Source organism: Pedobacter punctiformis, from assembly GCF_027213715.1.
GTDB classification, from domain to species: domain Bacteria; phylum Bacteroidota; class Bacteroidia; order Sphingobacteriales; family Sphingobacteriaceae; genus Pedobacter; species Pedobacter punctiformis.
The window spans coordinates 281,853-298,002 of record NZ_JAPWGM010000005.1 but is presented as its reverse complement, the minus strand read 5'-3'; the positions used below and the strand labels follow the sequence as shown (position 1 = coordinate 298,002).

The following is a 16,150-nucleotide window of genomic DNA, read 5'->3' as shown; positions in this document are numbered from 1 at the left end:
TAAAAAAGTGTGAGGATTTCGCCCTTAAAAACAAACCAAACTCCAATCGGCAAAATTGCTAAAAATTTTATCAATTTGAAAGCCCAAACCAATCCTAATTAAGGAAAAATTGTCATATTTACATTTGTAATGTTTTAACTTAACGCAAGGTACTCCACCGGGGTTTTGTATTTTTATAAAAATATTGCACTATGGATAAATCAGATACTTTTTATATTGCCTTAAAGCTGTCAGCACCTGCACAAAGAGCACTTCAGGAGGCCAATATTCAAACGCTTGCTGATTTTGAAAACTTTACCGAAGCTGAAGTTGCATCATGGCATGGAATTGGGAAAAATGCTATGATTTTAATAAAAGAAGCAATGACATTACGCCAGCTAATTTTTAAAAAATAACGGTCCGGAAATAATATTTTTAAATTAGGCTAGTTATAAAATTATTATATTTTTGTCTTCATTCTTAACAGATACCCCTATTGTTTTCGAATCTGCGTTTTATGTTATTTTAGTACAACACTATTTTTTAAACAAACAACAAAACAAATAATTAAAATTATGGCAACTATTAATCCTTACCTAACCTTTCAGGGTAATTGCGGAGATGCGTTTGCATTTTACAAATCCGTTTTTGGCGGTGAATTTCCATACCTTGGAAAATACAAAGACATGCCGCCTGCTGAAGGTTGTGCTCCACTATCAGCAGAAGAAGGCGAAAAAATCATGCACGTATCGCTTCCAATCAGTAAAGAAACCATTTTAATGGGCAGCGATAGTTCTGAAGCTTTTGGACAAGCCACAGTAATAGGCAACAACTTCTCTATCTCTATCAACACAGAAAGTGCTGAAGAAGCGGACAAGCTTTTTGCTGGTTTATCTGCTGGTGGAAATGTAACCATGCCGATGGACAAAACTTTCTGGGGTGCTTATTTCGGAATGTTCACGGATAAATTCGGTATTAACTGGATGATCAATTTCGATGAAGTTCAGAAATAGTCTCCCGAATTAAAAAAATTAAAATCAGTCTGCATTTTTGTTTGGGCGAAGCCAAGTATTTTTATAGCTGGCTTTGCTCAAACCGGACTGACAAGAGCCCAAAAGCCCATCCGGCTACCATTTTATAGTTGTACCATTTTCAGTGGGATGCCCGGTACAAACCAAAACACGACCTTTAGATAGCTCGTCATCGGTTAATACCTCATTGTAATCCATTCTTACCCCTCCTTTTGTACAGGTAGCAGCACAAGTACTGCACATACCTGCGTGACAGCTGTAAGGTAATTTTATTTTATGCTCTAATGCCACATCTAAAATCCTTTTTGGCCACGGAATATCCAGCTGATAAATTTCTCCTTTAAAATCCAGTACAACTGTGTAGGTATTTTTGTCTACCGTTTTTTCTGCTGAACCGTCATCTTCATCCTGTTCATCTTCCGGCAGCACAAAAGTTTCCCGCTTAATCTGTTTGATATCGTAGCCCATGCCCAGCAAAGTAATCCGGCACAAATCCATATAAATAATTGGTCCACAGGTGTAAAAAAGTGCATTATCCCGATCAAATTTTAAATGCGCTTTCAATAACTTTTCAATATAAAACTTATTTAATCTGGCCGTTAACAAGTTTTTACTGTTACTAAAAACATAAATAATTTTTAGTCTTTCAGGATACTTAAGCTGCCACTCGTTAAGTTCATCAAAAAACAGGGTATCTTCTTTAGATCTGTTGCTATACACTAAGGTAATCAACGATTTTTGTTCTGTTACCAGCGCTGTTTTTAAAATGGAAAATAGCGGCGTAATTCCCACGCCTGCTGCAAATAAGAAAACATCCTTTTCTAAGTCATCAGGTAAATAACTGAACATACCCTGCGGCGCCTGAGCCAAAAGAACATCTCCAACAGTCGTTTTGTGATGTAAAAGCCTGGATATTTCTCCGTTTTCAACTCTTTTAACCGTAATTGATAGCGGTTCATCAACATCAGGCGAGCTATTAAAAGAATACGAACGCCTGATTTCTTTATGTTTTCCTTCAAAAATCAATGAAATAAACTGACCGGCAAGGTATTTAGGGTAATCCGTTTCGGCTGGTTTTAATTGAAAAGTTATATTTTCTCCCGGTTGGTTAATGATTTTATCGATTCTCAGCTTATACATCTCATCAAAAATAAAAAAAATCCGTAATGCAGATTATTAATCATAAAAAAAGCGCCCCGTTAACCGGAGCGCTTTACCAAATGCTTGTCTTTTATTTTATTATTCGGCGTTATATGCCAATAATTGTTTCGGTTTTTCATAACCGTAACGTACAGGGTGTTCCATAATCTGTTTCATAGAAATTAATTTATAAACGTAGCCTCCCGTTTCACGGTTCAGTTTCATTTTATAATAATTATCCTGATTTTGATTATTGATTTGCTTGCGTAAGCGACCATCGCCAACATTGTATGCCGCAGCAACCAATGTCCAGCTTTCTAAACCGCCATACATTTCTTTAATGTATTTGCATGCTGCAATTGTAGATTTACGCAAGTTATAACGTTCATCAACGTTACCATTTACTTTTAAACCATACATGCGGGCAGTACCAGGCATAAACTGCCAAATTCCTGCTGCACCTTTGGGCGATACACCGGCTTGCATACCGGATTCTACCAATGCAACGTATTTAAAATCGTTAGGAATTCCATAAGCGGCCAAAATAGGCTCAATTATCGGAAACCATTCCGCCGCTTTTCTGTGTAAGCGGTGTGTTTGCAGGTTACCATAGGTGTGTGCTGCAAGGATTTTTTTCATTTTACTTTCTACCTTTTTATCGCCTAAGGGCAAGGTTTCTTTAGCAAAATTTAACTGAGCCATTAAGGAAACAGGTTCCTCTTTCAAGCTATCAGTTGTAGGTATTGTAGTGTTTAATTTTTCTTCTTTTAAAAGACTTTTTTGTGCTAAGGGCATTTGGTAAGCGAACACTTTTGCCATAATAAATAATGCTGCCACTATTACAAATGGTACGATGTGTTTCTTTAACATCTTCCTCCTTTTTTTGGTGAACTTATAAAAAACGTTGGCAAAGCTAAAAAATAATAGTCAGATTACCAAGTAGTTACAGATAAATCTGCAAAAATCAAGCTCTAAAGTACTTTAAACGTAGCTTTTGAATTTTGATTTTCACCCGATTTTTCCTATTTTAGAGACTATTTTTGGATCAAATTTTTACGCATCTCAAAATTGTATTATTCATCAATTTTACATAAATTTGCAGCCCGCATTTTTGATGTGGTTAAAAGCGTATCATGATAAATAAAAACAACAGGAACAGTCGGGATGACAAGTCCAAACCGGGTAACCGGAGAAGCGAAGGCAAAAGTTATTCAGCCGGATCAGAAAAAAAAAGTAGCTCTGAAGACAGAGACGGTAAATTCAAAAAATCATCCGATCAAAGAGAGGGTTCCCGCCCAAGAACATCAGGAAGTAAAGATTTCAAATCAAAATCTTTCGCAGACAAAAAAGATTTCAAACCAAGAACAGGAGACCGTGACTTCAAATCGAGAGATGGAGAATCAAAGGGATTCAAATTTGGCGATCGTGAGTTTAAATCAAAAGATTCTACTTCGAGAGGTAGTGACCGTGATTTTAAACCTAGAGAGGGCGGATCGAGAGATTACAAACCAAGAACAGGAGATCGTGACTTTAAATCAAGAGACGGTGGATCAAGAGATTATAAACCAAGAGAAGGTGGATCAAGAGATTATAAACCAAGAACAGGAGATAGAGACTTTAAATCGAAAGATGGTGGAAGAGATTACAAACCAAGAACAGGAGACAGAGATTTCAAGTCTAAGGATAGAGATTCGAGAGATTTTAAACCGAAAACCGGTGACAGGGATTTCAAATCCAAAGATAGCGGCTCAAGAGGTTTTAAACCATGGGAAGGAAAATCTGACGGCTTCAAACCAAGTGCCGGAAGTTCAAGAGATGTAAAACCAAGAGAGGGTGCAGACAGCAGACCATTCAGAAAACGTGAAGAGTCGCAACCAAGAGATACTGAATTTAACCGTCCGGAAAGAACAGTTATCGCCCCTGCCCGTAAAACAAATGAAGACAAAGGCTTAATCCGCCTAAACAGATATATTTCAAATGCAGGCATCTGTTCACGTCGCAAGGCCGATGAATTAATTGCTGCAGGCATTATTACCGTAAACGGCGAAGCAGTTACAGAACTTGGACACAAAGTTGATCCTGCAAAAGATCAGGTGCGCTACAATGGCGAATTGCTTAAACGGGAGAAAAAAGTTTATGTACTGTTAAACAAACCTAAAGATTACATTACCACCACTGACGATCCACAGGAACGCCGTACCGTAATGCAATTGGTTGATAAAGCAAGTCGTGAACGTATTTACCCGGTTGGTCGCTTAGATCGCAACACAACAGGCTTATTGTTAATGACAAATGATGGTGATTTAGCAGATAAATTATCTCACCCTAAAAACGGAATTACCAAAATCTATAACGTTGAGCTGGATAAAGCTTTATCACAAGGCGATTTAAATAAAATTTCTTTCGGTTTAGAACTTGAAGATGGTTTAATTAAACCTGACAATATTTCTTACGTTTCTGGTGGCACTAAAAAAGAAATTGGCATTCAGATTCACAGTGGCAAAAACCGTATTGTACGTCGTATTTTTGAACATTTAGGTTATAATGTAGAAAAATTAGACCGTGTAGTTTATGGCAATTTAACCAAGAAAGATTTACCAAGAGGAAGATGGCGTTATCTTGAGGAGCATGAGCTTATTCAGATCAAACATTTAATCAAATAATACAGAAGGCAATCGAAAGATTGCCTTTTTTGTTATCCGGTAGTTAAGCTTTTGATACGGGTACCGGATGATGCAATATTGATGGTAGTTCATTAAGTTTTTCTCATATTTGTTCATATCAATAATATACCCATGAAAAAAATCAGCTCCTTATTCTTATTTATCACCATTTCGATCTTTGCATTTGCCCAGCAAAAACAAATTACATACAACCTAATTATCGGCACTTATACCAACTCTGGTAAGAGCGAAGGCATTTACACTTATGGTTTTAACACTTTAACCGGAAACACTAAATTAAAAAACATAACAAAAGAGGTTGCTAATCCAAGTTACCTGACTTTAAGTTCAAATGGAAAATTTGTTTATGCTGTAAACGAAACCGGCAATACCAGTGCGGTTAGTGCCTTTACTTTTAATGCGGCAAATGGCAAGCTTAATTTTATCAATAAGCAAGAAAGTCATGGCGCTGACCCTTGTTATATTACTGCAGATAATCAAAATGTAATTATCGCAAATTATAGTGGCGGAAGCCTTGTTGTATTTGGCCGCAATGCAGATGGTTCGTTAACAGATCCTAAGCAGATTATTCAACATACCGGAAAAAGTATTGATCCTAAAGGCAGGCAGAAAAGTGCACACGTACACATGGTGAAATTTACACCCGACCATAAATACCTAATATGTAATGATTTAGGCGAAGATCAAATTTACATTTACAACTATAATCCAACAAGTAACGATAGAATTTTAACCATCAAAAATGTTTTAAAAACTAACGCTGGTACCGGTCCGCGACACATTACTTTTAGTCCGAATGGAAAATTTGCTTACCTGGCTCACGAATTTAATGGCAGCATTACCGGGTTTGTTTATTCAAATGGCAGTCTGAAAAAAATTCAGGAAATTGGTACTACCGAAAAGAATTTTAGCGGCAAAATTGATGGTGCTGACATTCATATCTCGGCAGATGGAAAATTTCTTTATGAAACCAATCGTGGCGATGCCAATTCAATTTCTGTATTTGCGATTCTGCCGACAGGAATATTAAGACCTGTTGAAACCATCAGCACTTTAGGTAAAGGACCAAGAAATTTTAGTATTGACGCAAGTGGTAAATTTTTATTGGTTGCCCATCAGTATACAAATGACGTTGTTATTTTTAAACGGGATAAAATTTCGGGCAAATTAACCGACAGCGGTAAACGTATTGAAGTGGGTGCCCCTGTTTGTTTGCTTTTTAGTAAATAATTAAAATAAAACACCAATGGAAAACTTCGATTGGACCAGATTTACAATAAAGATTGCCATTAAGGCCGAACTTGATGAAATCTACAAAGCATGGACTACAGCCACTGAAATTGAAAAGTGGTTTTTAAGCCACGCCGAATTTTTAGATGAAAACAATGTTGTATTAAGCAAAGATCAGCCTGCTTTAAAAGGCGACCGTTATAAATGGAACTGGCATTTATATGAGGATACTGAATTTGGCAACATTACAGAAGCAAATGGAAAGAACTTTGTTCAATTTACTTTTGCAGGAAATTGCCTGGTGGAGATAAACTTAAAGCAAGAATTTGAATACACCATTGTACAGCTTACACAGAAAAACATTCCGGTTGATGATTCTTCTAAACGAAATATCCGTCTGGGTTGCCACGATGGCTGGTCTTTTTACCTGGTTAATTTAAAATCAGTTTACGAAGGTGGCCTGGATTTAAGAAATAAAGACAACCGTTTTAAACCCATGTTGAATAATTAAATGAATCCCGATTTTAATTTAGGACAGTTAAACAAGGATGGTTTTACCATTGTCGATCACATTTACAACGATCAGGAGATTGGATTTATTCTTGATATTATTAACAAAATAAATTCCGACAAAGAAACCTTTAGAAAATCGAGAGATTTATTTGCAATAAGGCAATTTTTAAAAGAAATTCCCGAAACTATTGATCTGATTTTTAATAATAATTTAAGAAGTCTTATCGCTAGTTCTTTTGGAGAAGATTATTTTATTGTAAAATCTATTTATTTTGATAAGCCTGAAACTTCTAACTGGTTTGTAGCCTACCATCAGGATTTAACGATTTCAGTTGATAGGAAGATAGAAATTAAAGGCTTTGGCCCTTATACCAACAAACATAATCAGTTTGCTGTACAACCTCCGGTAAATATCCTTGAAAAGAATTTTACGATCAGAATTCATCTCGATGACACAAATGAAGATAATGGAGCTTTAAAGGTTATACCCGGCTCTCATCTTAAAGGTATTTACAAGTCTGAAAATATTGACCGGTCTGTTGAGAAAGAAGTATCCTGCAATCTGGGAAAGGGCGGGATAATGATTATGAAACCCTTGCTTTTTCACGGTTCAAACCGAACAACGAATAGTAAAAAGAGAAGAGTAATTCATTTAGAATTTAGTAACCAGGTTTTACCAGATCAGTTGAACTGGTCTGAATATTTAGAATTTAACTAAGCAAAAAAGGCTTACCAAAATGATAAGCCTTTTTATTATCCGTTATTTTTTATTAAGCAGGTTCTGCTACTTTAGCTACATTACGATATGGAAAAGAACTGCAGATGTGACGGCGTGCAAAACGGCCAGGTGAATCTGCATTTACCAGTTTAATATAAATCGCTCTTGGTACATCAAAATATTCATAAGCACTTCCATCAAAAAACTGAATATTCAAAACAGATTGTTTGTATTCAAAATCTAAAATATTAGAATTTGTAATGGTTTGAGTATATGATTCTATATTTTGCTCACGGGTTTCTGGCGCAATACTAACCAGGAAATGATAAGCTTCGATAATGTCTTTACTTCTGGCTTCTGCCTCCAATCTCTCTTCTTCTACCTGAAATTTATCCGGATGGCATTCTTTCATCAAAGTACGGTAAACCGACTTAAGCGCTGCAAGCTCAGCCGTTTTATCTACGTTCAAAAGCTTTCTATAATCTACTATTTTTTTCATTTGCCGCAAAGGTACGATTTATAATGATTTGATTTTGAGAAAGTTTTGTTTTGCTTACTTATTTTTTATATCGCAGAAAAAATGAACATGGTCTTCAGTTCAATTGCTATTTACTGAGTATCAATATTTAAAGATGTGTTTGAGATTCATTTTGCTTTAAAAATGACTTCATAATCGCGATAATATTTCTGTTTTGTCTCTACGGTGAGACCCGATACTTTAAATTTCAGGGCATAAAAAAGCCTGCAAAATTTACAGTTATCGTTTGTAAAATTTGCAGGCTGTATTTTTAATATTTATTTCGGCAGACCGTTTTCAGGTTTTACTTCTTCTAAGATCGGAGTTTCAATAGATTTTACCGAACTGTGCATTACATCGTTTTTCTGTTCAAAAATTACAATGCTATTTTTACCTGCTTTTAACCAGCAACCCGGAACATAAAGCGTTTGCTGAGGCCCAACACTCCAGTAACGACCAATGTTTATACCATTAATAAAAACAATGCCTTTACCCCAGTCACGCATATCAAGGAAAGTATCTCCTGTTTTAGTTAAAGAAAAACTTCCTTCATAAACAGCAGGTTTGCCCGCCGTTGCCGAATTTTTGGCAGCGGTTAAATTGGGCACAACATCCATCGGTAATTTATACATATCCCAATTTCCGGTAATGGTTTGTCCGTTAATAATTACCGGAGAAATTATACCCTTTGTACTGTTGATGATTTTTGAACCATAATTAATACGCCCCATATTTTCAACCACGATATCCAAAACCGCATTAAAAGGAATATCTATTTCACAATCGTATTTTTTATAATAGCTGTTTAACTCAGCAACCTTTGTTCCGTTAACATAAACTATAGCATAATCGCGAAGACCGGCCAATTCTAATTTACCACTAATTGGCTGATTAAATTTTTTGCTATACCAAACGTAACCATGGCCTTGATTTAAAGCTTCAAAAGTTAAAGGTTTATCATCATTTACCGGCGTGATTTTGCTTTTTATATCCTCTAAATCTACCGCTTTTGTAAGTTTAATAGCAGGAATAGAAATTACCGGGTTTTTAGCCGGAACGGCTGGCGTTTCAGGCTTTTTAAGTAAAGCTCTTAATGCATTATATTTTTCAGTGGCCCAACCTGCTTCACTAATCGGTGCATCGTAATCGTAACTGGTTAAATCCGGTTGAATATCGTGTTTGTTATCATAATTAGCACCAGATGTAAAACCAAAATTTGTACCGCCATGCACCATATAATAATTAAAAGATACGCCACCATCTAAATATTTCTGCGTTTGTTTAACCACTGCTTGTGTAGAAACTTTCGGGAAAGGCTCTGCCCAGTGATCTAACCAGCCCGGATAAAATTCGGCTACCATATAAGGGCCTTTGCCATCATGGTATTTGTTTACCAGTTCTTTAAGTTTGGCTACATCATCTTCTCCGTTTGCCATTGGCAATGCTCCAGGCAATGCGCCACCTTCAAATAACCAGCTGCCATCTGAGGTAAAAAAAGGCACATTAAAACCAACATCTTTTAACTGCTGAAACACAGCCGCACTATACTTTTTATGTTCTTCTAAAGAAACATCTTTACGTTGAGCTACATAAGAGCCAAATTCGTTTTCGCCCTGCACCATTACAATAGGACCACCGTTACTAACCAACAGGTTTTTTACTTGCCCGTATAGTGCGGTAAAATAAGCTTTTGTTGCCGCTAAATATTGTGGATTGTTGCCACGAATAACCATACCAGGTACTTTTTGCAAAAACCATGGGTAGCCACCAAATTCCCACTCGGCACATACGTATGGCCCCGGGCGAAGAATTACGAATAAACCTTCCTCCTGTGCAATTTTGATGTATTCGGCAACATCTCTGTTTTCGGTTTTGAAATCCCAAACTCCGGGAGCAGTTTCATGGTAATTCCAAAAAACATAGGTAGCAACAGCATTTAAACCCATTGCTTTCATCATTTTTAAACGATGACGCCAATAAGGTTTCGGGATTCGGGCATAATGCATTTCGCCACTATGAATCTGTACAGATTTACCGTCTAATAAAAAATTACCATCGGCAATTGCAAAGGTGTGTTTAGTGGTCTTTTTGGTTTGAGCCTCAGAATTTGCTGCAAAAGTCAATAGCAGCGCAATAGCAATAAGAGTGGTTTTCATTTGTGTTTAAGTTGTTATAAATATTTTTATGGCCCGGCAGCAAAACCGGATTGAGAAACTATTTTGAGTTTGATCATCATGATTATTTTAATAAAAAATCATGCAAATCTTCCGGCAAAAGACAAACGTTTGATCTTGCTCTACGTTATCTAATCGAAGATTATTTTCTCACAAAACAGCCCTCAAAGCCTAAATATAAGCTTTTAACACACTTAAAACCAAATTCTAGTATTTTGTCTGCAAAGAATTTTCTATTATTTCTTTGTAGAAATTAATGTAAGATGGTAAGATTTTTTTCAGGTCGAAATCCTGCGCTCTTTTAAAGGCGTTTTCCTTAAATTGTTTTAAGATAGCATCATCTTTCAATATTTCAATTGCATGTGCAGCCATATCATCAACATCGCCAACATTGCTCATGAAACCACAAAAACCATCTATATTCAATTCTGGCAGTCCGCCTGCATTGGTGGTAATGGCAGGTACCTTACAAGCCATAGCCTCTAAAGCGGCTAATCCAAAACTCTCAGATTCTGAAGGCATTAAGAACAAATCAGAAACAGAAAGGATTTCTTCAATAGCATCTTGTTTACCCAGAAAACGAACATGGTCGCAAATGCCAAGGGTACGGCACAGTTGCTCGTCGTATACTCGTTCGGGGCCATCGCCTACCATTAACAATTTAGAGGGTATTTCAGCCTGTACTTTCTCAAAAATGCGAATCACATCGGCCGTACGTTTTACTTTTCGGAAATTACTGGTATGAATTAAAATCCGTTCATTATCCGGGGCAATTGCTTTTTTAAAATGGTCTTTTGCCTGTAGGCTGAAACGACTGAAATCTATAAAGTTGGGGATTACCTTAATGTCTTTGGTAATGTCAAAATGTTTAAAAGTATCTTCTTTTAAATCCTGAGATACGGTGGTAACTCCATCACTTTGGTTAATAGAAAAGGTAACAACAGGTTTATAGGTAGGATCTTTACCAACCAGCGTAATATCGGTACCATGCAAAGTGGTGACTACCGGAATGTGAATTCCGTAGCTGGCCAATATCTGCTTTGCCATAAATGCTGCTGATGCATGCGGAATAGCATAATGCACATGCAATACATCTAATTGCTCAAACCGAACAACATCAACTAATTTACTGGCTAATGCCGATTCGTAAGGAGCATAGTCAAACAGCGGGTAATCCCGAACGGAAACTTCATGGTAAAATAAATTCGCAGAGAAGAAATCCAGCCTTGCGGGTTGACTATATGTTATGAAATGAACCTGATGGCCTTCGTTAGCCAAAGCTTTCCCTAATTCAGTTGCAACCACGCCACTACCGCCAAAAGTGGGGTAGCAAACAATTCCTATCTTCATTTGTAAAATGTATTGTTGTTAGCACAAATGTACCCCAATTAATTCTAAAATGTGTGTAAGGCAATTGCAATAAAAAACAGGAATTTCTTTCAGATTATCCCCGTTAGTAATTAAAAGCGACTAAAGGTTTTTTATAGCCCAGCTTGCGCTCTTCAGCTTGTATTTGCGAACGGATGTCTTCTACTTTCGAAATCTGTTTATTAAAACGCTCCAATGCTTTTAAAGCATCGTCCGCATCACTTTTAGCTTTTTTCGATAATTTTTCCATCGTTTTTAAATCTACAGAAGATCCGGCATCCGTTCTGTTACTGTTCTTGCTTGCCTTTTCAGAAGACTCTTTTGCATTTCCGTTTGCTTCTAAAAGTTTTAATCTCAGCTTCTCTACATTGGCCTCCTCTTCAGATTCTTTCACTTTTAGTTCCATCACTTTTATATTCGTTTTAAGTATTTCTATTCTACTGTTTAAAACGCCAAGCGAATCTCTGGAAACTTTAGGATTATAGGTTTGTGCGAAAAGTGGTGCACAGGCTACAGATAATAAACCAAGTAAAATTATTTTCTTCATAAGAATTATTTTACAATGGTATTTCAAATCAAATGCCTAAAAACAAATAGGCCATTTCTGAAGGCCAGAAGCTATTTTTTACTAATTTAAGATGAATTGGGTGATGAAATTTGAGAAAAATATTCCCCTAGTTTATGATAATGCTTAAGCTTTGCTCATTTCGTCTTTTATAACCAGTAACAGCTCATTAGGTCGTTGGGTACCAATAAAATACTCCAAACCATCACGATCTGTTAGCACTACAGCATCTTTACCCGAAGAATAAAAACGAATGGTGCCCTTGGTATGCAGGTTATAAACGGGGTTGTTAAAAAAATACCGGCTATAAACACCTTTACGAACATCTACAATACTGTTTAAATCTATTTTCACTCTTTTGGTTGTCCAAAGCCCGTCCAAAATAAGGCTTTTATTATCAACCACTATTTTATACTGAATTAAGAACAATAAAATCATGGAAACGCCAATAATACCGAAACCAACCACTAAAAAAAGATCCTGTGTATTATCGCGGTCGCGTTCGTAAACGTAGGTAGCAAAACAAAATGCAGCCATAATCAGCCTGATAAATATGCGGACATAATCCCTGCCGATGTATTGTTTTTCTATATATGCGTACTTGTTTTCCAATTAATTTATTTTGAGTTCGAATATAGCAACTTTTTTGGTTGCCCCGGTTAATTTATAGCGGTTATCCGGTCGCATGCCCGCAACCCAAATGATTTCTCCATTACCGTTAATGAGTAAAGGGGTCGTTTCCTTTAAATGCAAAGGTAGTTTCTCATCGATAAAAAAATCACTAATTTTCTTAAAATTTCGCATGCCCAAAGGAATAAATTTATCACCCTGCTCCCAGCTTCTTAATATTAGCGGAAAAATCAGTTTATCAAAATCTGCAAATGATTTAAATTTTAAAGGTTCAAAGGTTAAATCATCTGAAAAAGACATACAGATTTCCTGCCCTAAAAAATTTATTTTTTCCATATTTGGATGAATCACCTGATGCTGATGATTTGCTATTGGATGCTTTGCAATAATCAGATAATCACGGTTAATAATGGCCTGGTAATGTGAGCTGAAAAAATGAGTTCCGCTTAAACTCTTCACTGAAGCTAAAATTTCTTCGACAACCGCATTTGTAAAGCCGAAAGGTTTTAACAATTCGAAAAGCAATAATTGCTGAGGTTTTAATGCTGCTATTTTATCCAGAGCAATGTAAATACCATCAGCCTTTTTTTGCAGTAACTTTTGGGATAAATCCTCCACCTGAACTTTTAAAAAGGTTTCTATCTCCGAAAACCTGGCCATATTTTGAGTAAAGGTATTTTCGAGGTTTGGATTAATTTCCTTTAAATGCGGAATAACCTGAAGTCTTAATTTATTCCGGGTGTAATCGGTGCTCAGGTTAGAACCATCTTCTACAAAATTAATATGATTATCTTCAATAAGCTGGTCTATTTCTTCCCGGTTTAAAAACAATAATGGCCTGATTAAAAAATCTCTCTTTGGCAAAATACCATGCAAACCACTAATGCCCGTACCCCTAATCAGGTTAATTAAAACCGTTTCAATGGCATCATTTTGATGCTGCGCTAAGGCAATATAATCATAGCCTTCTTTTCCCCTGATGGTTTCAAACCATTGGTAGCGTAAATCTCTTGCCGCCATCTGGGTAGAAATTTTATGTACTGCAGCATATTTTTTTGTGTCAAAATGCGTTACATAAAAAGGAGTTTCAAAACGATCGCAGAGCATTTTAACAAAATGTTCATCCCGTTGTGCTTCTTCTGCCCGTAAATTAAAATTGCAATGTGCTACACCAACTTCAATACTCAATGCTTTAAAAAGATGCAGCATTAATACCGAATCCCTGCCACCGCTTACGGCCAAAAGAATTTTATTATCTTTAGTAAATAAAGCTTCTTTTTCAATAAAATCCTGAAATTGCTGTAAGGGTAACATTCATCAAAAATATTTAATTTTAACTGTTATTCCGAACGTTCGGAACAAAAAACTAACTTTGTAGGGTGCAAAAATTATTTGTCTTTCTATTCTTATTAATATGCCCTCCTCTTTTATTCGGTCAGCAAGTCGGATCAAAGATTAAGGTTGTTTCTTTTTCTTCTATTAAAGTTTTCGCAAAAGAAAACAGATCGTTTTTAAAAAACCCTGTTTTCCAACAAGATAATGCAACATTAACTTGCGATAGTGCGGTTTACTACATTAAGCGCAATTATTTCGAAGCTTTTAAAAATGTACACATCAACCAGTTAACTACTGATATTTATTCGGACCAGCTGGAATACGATGGGAATACAAAACATGCCCATTTAACCGGGAATGTTCAAATGAAAGACCCAACATCAGTTTTAACCACCAATGTTTTAGATTATAATACTCTAAGCAAAATTGGAACTTATACCAGTGGTGGGAAAATTGTAAATCAGGAAGTAACCCTGACCAGTAAAAATGGTTATTATTTCAGCGCCAGTAACGATGCTTATTTCCGGTATAATGTTGTTGTGGTTACCCCACAGAGTACCATTAAATCGGATACAATGCGTTATAATACCCAAAGTAAGTGGACTTATTTTTATGGGCCAACTAACATTAAAGGTAAAGATGATAATTTATATACCGAGAATGGCGCCTATAATACCATGACTGAGGATGCGTATTTTGGAAAGAAAAATTTATATACACAGGGTACCAGGTCTTTAAAAGGCGACAGTTTATACTATTTCGGTAAAATTGGATATGGTAAAGCGGTCAAAAATATTGTGTTTTCAGATACAAAAGATAAAATGAAGATGTTTGGTGATTTGGGTTACTATTATAAAGCCGATCAACGGACATTAGTAACCCGAAATGCCTATTTGGGAATAGGAACGGAAGACTCCATTTTAGTGAAGGGCAAAAAACGACCGGATAGTTTATGGCTTGGTGCGGATACCCTGGAAACTCAGATGGTTTTGCAAAAAACGCTAAAGTTGATTCCTAAAATATCAATTAAAGCCGACAATCAGGTAGGCGATGATGATGAAGAGGGGGCTACAAAGAAAGAAAAGGGCGAAAACAAAACAGAAAGCAATCCTACAAGTGTGGATGATAAAAGTGCTCCTGATAAAAAAGGTGGAAATAGGAAGCAAAAAAACAAACCTAAGGAGGAAGACAAACTGCTGGATAAAGCCAAGGTTTTGTCGAAAGACCTCAATGACAGCTTAAAAGTTAAAGTAGATTCTATTCCGGTCGGTTTGCCCAAAGCTAAACTGGACAGTACCAAAAAAGATATCAAAGTTAAGACTGATTCTGTCATCAAAAATCTTTCTAAAATAAAAACGGATAGTTTAGCTAAAAACCTGGCTAAGAAACCTGGTATCGAGTCGGCAAACAAACTGATTAATAACATAAAAACCACAGGCTTAAAAACAGATACAGCGAAGTTTAATCCTGCAGATACTGTTCAAACGCGGATTATAAAGGCTTATCACGATGTTAAGATTTATAAAAGCAATATTCAGGCAAAAACTGATAGCTTGTTTTACACGAGTGGCGATTCTACGTTGCGCTGTTTTATCAATCCGGTTATTTGGTCAGAGGGATCACAACAAATTGGCGATACCATTTATGTACAGTTTAAAAAGAATAAGCTGAATAACCTTCAGGCTTTTAGAAATGCGTTTCTGGTCAATACGCCAAAGGATTCTCTCCGCTTTAATCAAATTAAAGGCAGGTATATGACTGGCTTTTTCAACGATGGAAAGCTTAAAAACCTGTATGTGGATGGTAATGCAGAAAGTATTTATTATACACAGGATGACAGCACCAAGGTTTATAAGGAAATGAACCAGACGGTAAGCAGCCGTATAAAATTTGTTTTTAAGGAAAACGATATTGAAGATATTATTTACATAAAGAGTATTGAGGGGGCATTAAATCCTGAAAACACTGTAAATAAAGACAATGTACTAAAGGGATTTTCGTGGAAACCAAAGGAAAGACCGAAATCTAAAAAAGATGCCATTGGCTCTGCAATGAAAAAGGCAAAGCCAAAACTTCCTGCAAAAAAAACAACTACACCAACAACTGGTACAGCTGCGAAAACGGGTGCTCCACCGGCTTCAAAAGTTACGGCACCAAAACCTTCTATATCAGATACCGCAAACTTTGGTATTAAACCCATCTTTCCAAAAAAGGATACGACCAGGGTAATTAAGGAAAAGAATTTAAAGGTGCAGTAAAATCAATA

15 protein-coding genes are annotated in these 16,150 nt (G+C 36.3%); 7 read left to right on the top strand and 8 right to left on the bottom strand.

Features of this window, described 5'->3' with window-relative positions; all coding sequences use genetic code 11:
- Window positions 1-191 precede the first annotated feature (191 nt).
- Both O0955_RS15225 and O0955_RS15220 read left to right on the top strand, forming a co-directional pair.
- A complete protein-coding gene (locus O0955_RS15225; protein ID WP_269428416.1) occupies window positions 192-395 on the top strand; it encodes a helix-hairpin-helix domain-containing protein in 204 nt (67 codons plus the stop codon).
- 159 nt (window positions 396-554) lie between these two features.
- Window positions 555-992 (top strand): VOC family protein, encoded by a 438-nt coding sequence (locus tag O0955_RS15220; RefSeq protein ID WP_269428415.1) that lies wholly within the window; start codon window positions 555-557, stop codon window positions 990-992.
- A 114-nt stretch (window positions 993-1,106) separates the two neighbouring features.
- Here the strand turns inward: O0955_RS15220 and O0955_RS15215 are convergent, their stop codons facing one another.
- Together O0955_RS15215 and O0955_RS15210 are read right to left on the bottom strand one after the other, a co-directional pair.
- Window positions 1,107-2,150 (bottom strand): 2Fe-2S iron-sulfur cluster-binding protein, encoded by a 1,044-nt coding sequence (locus O0955_RS15215; protein ID WP_269428414.1) that lies wholly within the window; start codon window positions 2,148-2,150, stop codon window positions 1,107-1,109.
- Window positions 2,151-2,249: 99 nt separating this feature from the next.
- Entirely contained in the window at window positions 2,250-3,020 is a 771-nt protein-coding gene (locus O0955_RS15210) for a lytic transglycosylase domain-containing protein (RefSeq protein ID WP_269428413.1), read from the bottom strand.
- 263 nt (window positions 3,021-3,283) lie between these two features.
- Between O0955_RS15210 and O0955_RS15205 the strand changes: the two genes are divergently transcribed.
- From O0955_RS15205 to O0955_RS15190, 4 genes are all read left to right on the top strand, one after another.
- Window positions 3,284-4,813: a pseudouridine synthase gene (locus tag O0955_RS15205; protein WP_269428412.1), complete on the top strand. Its 1,530-nt coding sequence runs from the start codon at window positions 3,284-3,286 to the stop codon at window positions 4,811-4,813.
- A 132-nt stretch (window positions 4,814-4,945) separates the two neighbouring features.
- Window positions 4,946-6,064: a lactonase family protein gene (locus O0955_RS15200; RefSeq protein WP_269428411.1), complete on the top strand. Its 1,119-nt coding sequence runs from the start codon at window positions 4,946-4,948 to the stop codon at window positions 6,062-6,064.
- 16 nt (window positions 6,065-6,080) lie between these two features.
- Entirely contained in the window at window positions 6,081-6,575 is a 495-nt protein-coding gene (locus O0955_RS15195) for an SRPBCC family protein (RefSeq protein WP_269428410.1), read from the top strand.
- Window positions 6,576-7,295 carry a phytanoyl-CoA dioxygenase family protein gene (locus O0955_RS15190; protein ID WP_269428409.1) on the top strand — a complete coding sequence of 240 codons (720 nt, stop codon included), beginning with the start codon at window positions 6,576-6,578 and terminating at the stop codon, window positions 7,293-7,295. It begins immediately after the preceding gene.
- Window positions 7,296-7,347: 52 nt separating this feature from the next.
- On the opposite strand, the gene O0955_RS15185 is transcribed toward O0955_RS15190, so the two are convergent.
- The 6 genes from O0955_RS15185 to tilS all read right to left on the bottom strand — a co-directional run bounded on the left by O0955_RS15185 (window position 7,348) and on the right by tilS (window position 13,863).
- Window positions 7,348-7,794 carry a KTSC domain-containing protein gene (locus O0955_RS15185; RefSeq protein WP_269428408.1) on the bottom strand — a complete coding sequence of 149 codons (447 nt, stop codon included), beginning with the start codon at window positions 7,792-7,794 and terminating at the stop codon, window positions 7,348-7,350.
- A gap of 296 nt (window positions 7,795-8,090) precedes the next feature.
- Entirely contained in the window at window positions 8,091-9,968 is a 1,878-nt protein-coding gene (locus O0955_RS15180; RefSeq protein WP_269428407.1) for a beta-galactosidase, read from the bottom strand.
- Between the two features lie 225 nt (window positions 9,969-10,193).
- A complete protein-coding gene (gene bshA / locus O0955_RS15175; protein WP_269428406.1) occupies window positions 10,194-11,336 on the bottom strand; it encodes an N-acetyl-alpha-D-glucosaminyl L-malate synthase BshA in 1,143 nt (380 codons plus the stop codon).
- Window positions 11,337-11,439: 103 nt separating this feature from the next.
- Window positions 11,440-11,901 (bottom strand): hypothetical protein, encoded by a 462-nt coding sequence (locus O0955_RS15170; protein WP_269428405.1) that lies wholly within the window; start codon window positions 11,899-11,901, stop codon window positions 11,440-11,442.
- A gap of 144 nt (window positions 11,902-12,045) precedes the next feature.
- Window positions 12,046-12,531, bottom strand: coding sequence for a hypothetical protein (locus O0955_RS15165; RefSeq protein WP_269428404.1), 486 nt, complete (start codon window positions 12,529-12,531; stop codon window positions 12,046-12,048).
- A complete protein-coding gene (gene tilS, locus O0955_RS15160) occupies window positions 12,532-13,863 on the bottom strand; it encodes a tRNA lysidine(34) synthetase TilS (RefSeq protein ID WP_269428403.1) in 1,332 nt (443 codons plus the stop codon).
- Between the two features lie 65 nt (window positions 13,864-13,928).
- Here tilS and O0955_RS15155 point away from each other — a divergent pair, with 65 nt between their 5' ends.
- The gene (locus O0955_RS15155) at window positions 13,929-16,142 is read left to right on the top strand and encodes an OstA-like protein (protein WP_269428402.1); all 2,214 of its coding nucleotides are present in this window, start codon (window positions 13,929-13,931) and stop codon (window positions 16,140-16,142) included.
- Window positions 16,143-16,150 lie beyond the last annotated feature (8 nt).

Excerpts from the sequence above, each read along its gene's own strand:
- bshA (WP_269428406.1), bottom strand. The coding sequence starts at position 11,336 with ATGAAGATAGGAATTGTTTGCTACCCCACTTTTGGCGGTAGTGGCGTG.
- O0955_RS15185 (WP_269428408.1), bottom strand. The coding sequence starts at position 7,794 with ATGAAAAAAATAGTAGATTATAGAAAGCTTTTGAACGTAGATAAAACG.
- O0955_RS15200 (WP_269428411.1), top strand. The coding sequence starts at position 4,946 with ATGAAAAAAATCAGCTCCTTATTCTTATTTATCACCATTTCGATCTTT.
- O0955_RS15190 (WP_269428409.1), top strand. The coding sequence starts at position 6,576 with ATGAATCCCGATTTTAATTTAGGACAGTTAAACAAGGATGGTTTTACC.
- O0955_RS15195 (WP_269428410.1), top strand. The coding sequence starts at position 6,081 with ATGGAAAACTTCGATTGGACCAGATTTACAATAAAGATTGCCATTAAG.
- O0955_RS15210 (WP_269428413.1), bottom strand. The coding sequence starts at position 3,020 with ATGTTAAAGAAACACATCGTACCATTTGTAATAGTGGCAGCATTATTT.
- tilS (WP_269428403.1), bottom strand. The coding sequence starts at position 13,863 with ATGTTACCCTTACAGCAATTTCAGGATTTTATTGAAAAAGAAGCTTTA.
- O0955_RS15220 (WP_269428415.1), top strand. The coding sequence starts at position 555 with ATGGCAACTATTAATCCTTACCTAACCTTTCAGGGTAATTGCGGAGAT.
- O0955_RS15225 (WP_269428416.1), top strand. The coding sequence starts at position 192 with ATGGATAAATCAGATACTTTTTATATTGCCTTAAAGCTGTCAGCACCT.
- O0955_RS15215 (WP_269428414.1), bottom strand. The coding sequence starts at position 2,150 with ATGTATAAGCTGAGAATCGATAAAATCATTAACCAACCGGGAGAAAAT.
- O0955_RS15180 (WP_269428407.1), bottom strand. The coding sequence starts at position 9,968 with ATGAAAACCACTCTTATTGCTATTGCGCTGCTATTGACTTTTGCAGCA.
- O0955_RS15205 (WP_269428412.1), top strand. The coding sequence starts at position 3,284 with ATGATAAATAAAAACAACAGGAACAGTCGGGATGACAAGTCCAAACCG.
- O0955_RS15170 (WP_269428405.1), bottom strand. The coding sequence starts at position 11,901 with ATGAAGAAAATAATTTTACTTGGTTTATTATCTGTAGCCTGTGCACCA.